Annotated in this window: 3 protein-coding genes; all 3 read right to left on the bottom strand. The window is 54.3% G+C overall.

The genetic code is table 11. The annotated features are described in order from the left end of the window. Positions 1 to 250: 250 nt before the first annotated feature. The 3 genes from SBI19_RS15400 to SBI19_RS15390 all read right to left on the bottom strand — a co-directional run bounded on the left by SBI19_RS15400 (position 251) and on the right by SBI19_RS15390 (position 9,546). A complete protein-coding gene (locus SBI19_RS15400; RefSeq protein WP_317969663.1) occupies positions 251 to 2,179 on the bottom strand; it encodes an RICIN domain-containing protein in 1,929 nt (642 codons plus the stop codon). A 301-nt stretch (positions 2,180 to 2,480) separates the two neighbouring features. Beyond that, complete coding sequence (locus SBI19_RS15395) at positions 2,481 to 7,412, bottom strand: S-layer homology domain-containing protein (RefSeq protein ID WP_317969661.1); 4,932 nt, start codon at positions 7,410 to 7,412, stop codon at positions 2,481 to 2,483. Between the two features lie 760 nt (positions 7,413 to 8,172). Then, positions 8,173 to 9,546, bottom strand: coding sequence for a glycoside hydrolase family 30 protein (locus SBI19_RS15390; RefSeq protein ID WP_317969659.1), 1,374 nt, complete (start codon positions 9,544 to 9,546; stop codon positions 8,173 to 8,175). Positions 9,547 to 9,570 lie beyond the last annotated feature (24 nt).

Genomic DNA, 9,570 nt, shown 5'->3' with positions numbered 1-9,570 from the left:
ACCACACTTATTCCAGCAGACGGCTCATTGCTCGAACATTGGCGAGGCATTAAGTGTGGTTATCCCACTCTTACTGTGTTCTGAACGGGAATCGTGTACGTTTAAGCAGGGGTTAGCCACACTTATTCGACTTATCCCATCATCCGCATGTACAACGCGACGCGACTTTACTGAACTCGACTGGGCGTAGATCCATGCACAAGAAAGAGAGGCAGCCCGACTGCGACTGCCTCTCCCATTTGTACAACTATTATGGCTGCTGGAACGAGAATAACTGATTATCGGCGCCGGTATAGCTCCACTGCTGGACAGTACCGCCGTTAGCCGTTGATACGCTTGCGATATCCAGCGCTTTGCCGCTGCTGCGGCTAATGATTTTGTAATAACCGCCGCTTACAGCGACGACCTGCCATTGCTGGTTCGTGCCGCCGCTCCCGGATACAACCCACTGTTGAATGCTGCCTCCGTCTGCTGTAGATGAGTTAGCGACATCAAGTCCTTTGCCGCTGTTCACGTTAATGATGTTGTAATAGCCATTGCCTGCATCCTTCAAGTACCACTTCTGATTGTTCCCGCCTGTATAGTCCCACTGCTGCACTTTCGCGCCGTCGGCTGTCGAAGCGTCGGTAACGTCCAGCGCTTTGCCGCTATGCTTGGCGACGATCTTGTAATTCGTATTGAGCTGAGGCACTACTGGCGTAACCGGAGGGTTAGTCGTAGACGAGCCTGCCGTCCATTTGAACGTAATCGCGCTCTCAGCCGGCACCTGGTAGGTGAACGATTGCGAGCCCCATTGGATCTTAACCGATTTGGAGCTGGTCAGACGGTTGGACAAAATGACGACGATCGAACCGTCCGGATTGCGATAAGCGACGTCCTCCATGTTGTCCTGATAGGTGTTCGAGTCGATGCGCTGCGCACCTGGATCAACGAATTTGCTGCTATGGCCGAGGCCGTAATATTGCGAGTTGTACGTTACGCTGTCATTCACGTCCGAGCGGATCGTAAGCAAGCCGCGGTTCGTGTTGCCGACACCGGCCAGAACTGGACCGCCATTCTGATCCAAGGCGACATTCCACATGATGTACGACTTTGCCCAATTTCGAGGGAAACGAATCGTGTGCATCATTAGATCTTGGAACATTCCTTTGTCAGTGCCGCCGCCGATCCACGTGCCGCTGCCGCCTTCCGTGAACCAGATGTCTTTGCTTGGGTAGTTGTTGTGAAGCGTCGTCAAATTCGAATGGCTGAGTGAAGAGTAATAGTGGAACGCGCTGCCGCTTACATAAGATGAGGCATTGTTAAGGACGGTGGATGGATAGCTGATGTCATCGTAGTTGTGGTCATAACCGATGATTTTGGTGGTAAGACTGTTCTGCGCAAGCTTAGGTCCAAGCACGTTGATGAAATTGGCCTGCTCCGTCGCCGACATGACCAGACCTGGATAATGCGGTCCGAACTTCGGCTCGTTCTGGACGGACATCGCATAGACCGGCGTTCCTTTGTCCCGGTATTGCTGTAAGTATTTGACGAGATAATTAGCATACGCATTATAGGCGTCCGTACGCAGTGAACCGCCGCTGTCTCCGAGCAGCGTCTTGCCGGTCTTCATCCAAGCCGGAGGGCTCCATGGCGCTGCGAAGATTCTAATCCTCCCCGGATTCACGCCATACGCTTGATCCAGCATGGGGCGAATGTACGCGTCCTCCCGCCACAACGAGAAGGAATTCAGATTCATATCGTCCACATTGTTCGTCGTATCGTCGTACGTCCAGCTTTCCCAGTTGAAATCGCTTGCACCAATCGGTTGGCGAAGGGCGCTGATGTTGATGCCGCTCGGGCCAAACAGATTGTTCATAACCTCTGTGCGTTTGGCCGCTGACAGCTTGTAGAACAACAGCCAGCTGGACGAGTCCGTCAGCGATGCGCCGAAGCCGTCCATCGATTGATACTTCACCCCGTCGTTGACGGTAATCGTGTAATCTGCGTTTGCGCTTGACGCGCCAAAATTGACATCAGCCTGCCGAGCCAGCCACGTACCGTTGTTCGGATTGGTCAGCCATACTTGCGCCGTTTCGCCTGCCGCCAGCGTCTGCGATGGCGCCACAGTTGCGGCAGGAACGGCAATCGCCAGCGCCGCCGCGGTGGTAACCAGCTTCTTCAAGGACTTCTTAGACATGAATAATACCTCCCTTGATTTGGTGTTTTTTGCTCATTCGAGACAATCCAATCAATGCGAACTGCAAACTGCTCCCATAAAACGCGGGTAGATGGAGCAGTTATACGATGCAGACAGACTACATAGGCCACCACCTCCCTCCCGCAAATTGCACAGGAAAGAAGACGCCCGGCCTATACCAGCTAGGCGTCTTCGTCGTTCGCTTACAGAGGTCGTTCAACAATTCCGCTTTTGATCACGAAGCAGCACAAGAAGAGTATTCGGCATCAGGTGCTGAAAACCTGACTTCTTGAACTCGCACTTATACTCGCTTCAGCGCGACTAAGAGGTTATATAAAACAGTTGCAGCTTCAGCTCTTGTAGAAAGCTTATCCGGCAGGAACAGGCCCTGCGAATCGCCATGAATAATGCCTGCGTCATACACCTGTGCGACCGCGTCCTTCGCCCAGCCGGCAATGTCTGCCGCATCCTTGAACGCCGCTTCCAGCTGCTGCACGTCAGCAGTTGCATTGTCCTGCTGCTTCGCTCGAGCAATCGCCTTCGCCAGCGTAACCGCCATTTGCTGCTTCGTCACGAGCGCGTTCGGCTGGAATGTGCCATTCTCGAAGCCTTGAACCAAGCCCGCCTCAGCTGCAGCGCCAATTGCACCTGCATACCATTGGCTTGGCAGAACATCGGCGAATGCCGCCTTCTCAGGCTTCTCGGTCAGATCCAGCGCTCTTACGAGCATCGCTGTCCACTCAGCACGCGTCACGGCACGATTCGGTGCGAATGTATCCTTACCCGTGCCTTGTACGATGAATCTCGAAGCCAGTGCTTCGATCGATCCGCGAGCCCAATGCTTCGTCACGTCGTTGAAGCTGACCGACGATTGCACAACACCATACACGCTGTTATGGTTGTTCGTCATAACCGCGTGCATACTGCCGTCTTCAGTCGACGGGCCGAATACGGTCGATACGAACTGCAACTTACCGGATGCATCAACAGATACGCCGACTGCATTGGAAGTATCGGCTCCAGCATGCAGCGGCAGTACACGAGATACGGTGTAGATGCCGAAATCGTTGATCTCCTGTTCGGAGACGCCGCCAGTCACAAGTGACACGTTGAACGCCACCAAGTCGGACAGCAGCGCTGAGCCTCGGCTTGTCAGCGATGCTACTGCAGCTGCCTTCTTGTCGCCTGTCACCTTCGCAATCTCGATTCGCACCTCGGCTTGCGAGTCGAGATTTCCCCATACCGATTCAATCGAACCGATCGGAAGCTCATAGCTGATCCCGTTCCAGTTGACGGATATAGTCCGCGTTCCGCCATTTTGTACCGCGTTGCCAAGCGCTGCAACTGGGAACGATACCGTCACGCTATCGAGCTTCTCTGCAGAAGCAGGCAGCTGTGCGACAATGCGATTCGTATTGGAACGCTCTGCTGCTTCCTGCACCAGCTTCGCAGGGATATGGAATAGAGCCGCCCCTTCGTTGGATGCGCCCTCCGCTTCTGCTGTCAGGCCATGAATGGTCGATGTACCGCCCTTGTGCTCAACCGTCGGCTCGGCAGACGTGCCCGACCCTCCAGATGATGGCGGGATTACGACTGGTGGCGTATATTGATCAGCCGTAACCGTCACGGTCGCCGATGCTGTAAACTCCCCATCCTCGGTAGTCGCTGTGATCGTTGCCGTACCGGCGGATACTGCCGTTACATTGCCGTCATTGGATACGGTTGCAACCGCTGGGGCACTGCTGCTCCATGCGACGTTCTTGTTCGATGCATCCGACGGGTTAATGACAGCGGTCAGCTTATCCGTCGGATTAGAAGTCATATGAAGCGCGAGGCTGCTCTTATCCAGCGTCACTCCGGTAACCTGCGTCGGATAACGATAAATCTCGAAATCGTCGATCGCAGTCCAGTTGCCCGCCTTCGCGTCGGAGAAGACGCCGATCTCGAGCTGGCCATTCGTTACGACGACATTGTCGATGCTGAATGGCGTATACGTCCCGCCGCTGGCGCTGCGCAGATCCTTAGTCAGCTGATTGCCGCCGTAGTTCTTCACTTCAAGCTGCAAAGTGTTCTGTCCGCCGCCTGTGCGCACCCACACTTGAACCTTGTAGACGCCGTTCGGCAGGTCGAACTTACGGTACGTCGATTGCTGATATGCCGATCCGTTCCAGTGCGTCAGCTTGTATTGCCCGCTGCGAGGCGTATCCTGGTCTACGAAATTGGCGATTCCCTGCGTATCCGGATGCCATTCCGACCAGCCTTCGAAGCTGCCTTTCTCGAAGTCCATGTTATCCAGCGGCACTAGCACGCCAGCTGCCTGCGGCACAGCCGTAACGGCCGTGCTTCGAGCCGATTCGTTGCCCGCTTGGTCAACTGCCGTCACTTCGAAGCTGTACACGGCTCCTGCTCGCAGCGGAACAGCCGTGTACCACGTATTCGTTACAGGGTCGACGGAAGCAATCTTCACGCCATTGCGATACACGTTATATTGCAGGAAATCGCTCTCCAGGTTCGTGTCCCAAGTCAGCTTCGCTTGCTCAATGCCCGCTGCCGCTGTTAGGCCAGTTGGCACAGCAGGTGCCTCGGTATCAGACACGGCGGCCGTACGTGCCGAGACCCGATCGGAAGCAGCCGATTCGCCTGTTTCGCTAAATGCAGCGACACGATAATAATAGGTCGTATCTCCACGAAGACCGCGATCGATATATTGGACAGCGCCTGCTGGCGCCATGCCCACATCTTGATAATCGGCGTAGATGGAATCAGCGCCGCTGGCCGAATCGAGAACCGAACGATAAATCTTGTATCCCGCCGCGCCCGGTACGTCATTCCACTGCAGCCCAACATTCAATTGATCAACACTAGGCACAGCCGTTACACCTGTCGGCGTTGCCAGCGCATTCGTGCCGCGTGTGGAAGCCGAAGCCTTCGTCGTTACGCGGACGAGCGAGAAATCGTCGAACGCCGCCCATTCGCCGCCTGCGATAGTCGAGTGAACGCCGATGTCCACCTGACCGTTCGTCACTTTGATCGCTGGAATAACAAGCTGCGTCCATTGACCGACGTAATCAGCAGTCCCTGCGCCAACTGCCAGCGCAGCGCCGCCATAGTTTCCAGCTTCGAGCTGGACATCGGAATGCGACCCTTTCTGATACCACACGGATGCGCGATAAGTGCCGTTCGGTACTTGAACCGTGCGGAAAGTCGACTGCTCGTAATCGGTGCCAAGATAATGAACCAGCTTATAAGTGCCGCTTCTCGGCGAACCGTTATCTACCTTGTGCGCGGAATCCTGTCCGTTAGGCACCGTTTCCTGCCAACCCTCCAGCGTGCCCTTCTCAAAGCCGCCGTACATCGCTAAGTAGTCGAAGCTGTCCTGGATGTTGTCGAAGGAGAATTGGAACCAGTTAAGGTTCACTGAGCCCGTGAATACGGCATACAACGTGTGCGCACCGGATACGGATTGGACAGCCGCCGATTTGGTCGTCCAAGCATCTGGGCCGCCAGTGCTGCTCAAGTGAACGCTGCCTACGGATTGTCCGGTTGGGCTGTCCAGGCGGAAGTCGATCACCGCATCTTGACTCGCCGCCGCTCTTACCTTCACGCTTGTGGTTCCGTTCATGAACGACACGTTGTCAAAAGCGATATACCCGCCAGCGCTTCCCGTGGTTACTTTCTGGCCGCCGCCCTTGTCACTTGCAACAGCGAGCTGCACACCGTTCATCGCCGTGTAATCTTCCGCCTCGATCTTCGAATAAGGCGTTACGAAGCTCGCATTGTCCTGTGTGCCATTCCATACGAACGTTGCAACGGCACCCGCAGACAGCGTATACGTGAAGCTTTGCGTCCCCCACCGCACCTTGAACAGCTGCGACTGCTTCGAGGAGTTGAGCGCAATGAGCACCTTGGAGTCATCGGGATTGCGGAACGCAGCCGACTCGATGCTTCCTGCTCCGAACGTATTCGACTTGATCCGTACGGCGCCCGGCAATACGAACTGGCTTGCATGGCCGAATGCGTAATACTCTTCATTCAGCTTATAGCTGCCCGTCTGGCTGTCGATCGTCACGAAGCCGCGGCAGTCCATGCAGCCGCCATTCGTTGGGCCATGGTTCTCGTCGAGCGCAATGTTCCACTTCAGCGACGTCTTCGCCCAGTTGCGCGTCGCGCCGATAATCAGATTTTGCACATCCCATGCGACATTATCGCCGAACACATTGGCAAACTCGCCGCCTGAGCTTTCGGTAAAATAAATGTCTTTGTCCGGATGTTGATCATGAACGAACGCCTGACTATCAACCGAGCCTGCGTAACCGTGGAAAGCCGAGCCCGCAATATATGGCTTCGCTTCCGCATCGTTCAGCACGTCGATCGGATAGTTCGGTTCATCCCAGTTGTGGTCCCAGACGATGATCTTCGTCGTAATGCCTGCAGCCTGGAAAGCAGGGCCGAGCACCTTGACGAATGCCGCTTGATCCGCCGGTTCCATGCGCATGCCCGGATAGCCGCCCGGCTCAAAATGCGGTTCATTCTGCAGCGTAATCGCATCGATTGCGATGCCTTCTGCTTCATATGCCTGAATGAACTTCACGAAATATTGCGCGTAAACCGCGTAATACTCCGGTTTCAGCTTCCCTTTGATCAAAGACTCGTTCGTCTTCATCCATGCAGGAGCACTCCATGGCGTCGCCATGATCTTCAGATCGGGATTGATCGCGAGCGCCTGCTTGATCGTTGGTATGATGTAAGCTTGATCGTGCGCAATCGAGAAATGATCGAGATTCTCATCCGTTGTCCCCGGCGCGATATCATCATAGGTATAGTTGTTTAACGCAAAATCAGTCGAGCCCATCGGCAGTCGCATATAGCTGATGCCGATGCCGCCTGTGCGGCCGAACATCTTGTTCATCAGCTCATTGCGCGAAGCCTCGTCCAGCTTGTTCTGAATCAGCCACGTAGAGGAATCGGTGAACGCTGCCCCGAAACCTTCAATGGACTGGTAAGTCGTATGCTCATCAACCTCAATCGTAGGGTTCACGGCCGCGCCATCGGCAGCGAAGGTAATGCCGGACTCCGCGCTGAGCAGCTTGCTCTTATTCCCTTCCGTCACCCATGCCTGAACCGCTTCCGCCGCAGCGGAAGCCTTCGTGACATACAAGCCGCCATAACCGGACAGCATGAGACTGAGCATAAGGATGAATACAATTGGTTTGCTTATTCGCGAATATCTCATTCGAATGGTTACTCCCCTTCGTATCAATGGAATGGTATACATCGAGCGACTAATCTTATGCATTCATTAATCTCATAAAATGTAATCGATTTCATTTTTAACGACACTAATTAATCGCATTTCTCCCCGATAGTGCGTCTACAATTCGTTAGGGAGAAAACAAGCCGTGTCCACGGCGAATAGCATTGCTGAGGTTCTTCAGCCAAAAATCAGTCGACTCCTAAGAATGAACGAAGTAACGAACTGAGCACACGCTATCTGCCCTTGGTGGAACGCTCGTCGCTGTAACGAATCGAGAACACTCTATATGGAACAAAACCTAACCTACTACACGCATTTCTCCCAAATAGTACGTCTACAATTCGTTAACGAGTAAATAAGCCGTGTTCACGACGAATAGCGCTGCTAAGGTTCTTTAGCCAAAATGGCATTAAGATTAAAGCGGAGGGAGAGGCAAGATATTTGTCCCCTTATAAATTCCCGAAACGCATAAGCATCGCGGTAATTCTACCTCCAGTTCACCAACCCAGGGGGATTCTTAGAATGCGAAGCGATAGACAGCTTCAAGATTATATCTTTGGGCTAGACCACCTCCTAAACATCGTCAGAACGCTTCGCAACCGGACGCATTCGGCAGCCTTGGAACGCCCGCCCTTCGAATCCCTTAGTAGAATTACGATAGGCGAGCGAACCGTTGAAGCCCTTGGCTTAACCTGTACACTTATGTGCGTAAGCTGCGATATGCACAAATAACTCTATACTAGCTGCGCCATACATAGGTTCCGATTGCACGAGCAGGAAGCACTGCCATGAACTGCTTGCCTTCACACAACACGCGGAATGGCTGTTCCTCGTCCGTCTGATTGATGACGACGGCCACCAGATCGCCGTCCGGATTGCGGAACGCAACGTTCGTCACCGTATCCTCCGAGCCGTACGTGCTCTCAACTCGGAACGCGCCGGGCCGTACGAATCGCGCATATTGCCCAAGCAAGTAATATTCCGGCGTCCGCCAGTAACGATCCGGCTCCGAGGCATCCTGCACGAGCATCGTTGGTCCAGGCGTACCGACCCACTGATGGGTGCCGATCCGGCTGTCCAGCATCGTCACCCACGCATTGTAGCTGGAGGCATAGTTGCGGAAGTACTGCGCCATGCGGTCGGCTCCTGCGGTCCCCCACACTGCCCGTTCCGTTAGATAAATCGGTTTATCCGGGTATGCAGCATGCAGCTCGCTCATAATCGCCAGCGATCCCTCGTAATCGTGGAGTGCAAGACCGTCCACGACATCTCGTCCTTCTTCATCATTGAGAATCGGCGATATATAATCCCATGCATCGATGCAATTATGGTCGAAGATCCACAGCTTCGTCTTCATGCCATGCGCCTCGAATTCGCGTCTTAGCGCAACCGCAAGCTCCTTCTGTCTGGCTGGGGTCATATGGCAGCTCGGATAATCGATCTCCAGCAGCGGTTCATTCTGCAGCGTCATCGCATAGATCGGAATGCCGTGCTGCTCGTACGCCTGAATCGCCATCCGATAATAACGAGCGAGCGCTTCGGTATACTCCGCACCTTCCTTCAGACTGCCGCGCTTCAAGCTGCCATTCGTCTTCATCCAAGCAGGCGGGCTCCACGGCGAAGCGAAGAATACGGTGTCGGGCGCAGCCTCCAACAGCTGCTGAACCGTCGGGATAATATGGAGATCGATATCCTTCTGGATCGAGAACCGCTTCATCTCGAAGTCGGTCTCCCCTTCCTCCAGATCGTTGTACGTATAGAACGGCTCTGCCGTGAAGTCCGACGTTCCGATCGTCAGTCGGAACAGATTGAACCCGATGCCGCTCTCCCGATCGGTCAGCTGTTGGATGATAGCGGCTTGCTGCTCCTTATCCATCTTCGCCAGGTTGTGGATTGTCGTTTCTTCCAGCGAGGTGCCGATGCCAAGCATTTGTTGATACGTATGCTCCGGCTTTACAATTATCGTCGTTGCTGTCGACGGAGCAGGCGATGTCAACGCCAGATTCGGCTGAGGGCTCAGTGCATAATCAGCCGCATGCGGCCCTTCGAACCAACGGCCGCGGCCAGGATCCAGCTCCGAGCTGATCCATACTTCGACTTCATGGTTAGTCAATTGATTCCCCTCCAGATCAATGTA

Origin of the sequence: Paenibacillus sp. CCS19 (genome assembly GCF_033239625.1) — a bacterium.
Taxonomy (GTDB): Bacteria; Bacillota; Bacilli; order Paenibacillales; family Paenibacillaceae; genus Paenibacillus_T.
Note: the sequence above shows the minus strand (reverse complement) of the source record. Positions and strands in the feature narration are given on the sequence as shown.

Excerpts from the sequence above, each read along its gene's own strand:
- SBI19_RS15400 (WP_317969663.1), bottom strand. The coding sequence starts at position 2,179 with ATGTCTAAGAAGTCCTTGAAGAAGCTGGTTACCACCGCGGCGGCGCTG.
- SBI19_RS15395 (WP_317969661.1), bottom strand. The coding sequence starts at position 7,412 with ATGAGATATTCGCGAATAAGCAAACCAATTGTATTCATCCTTATGCTC.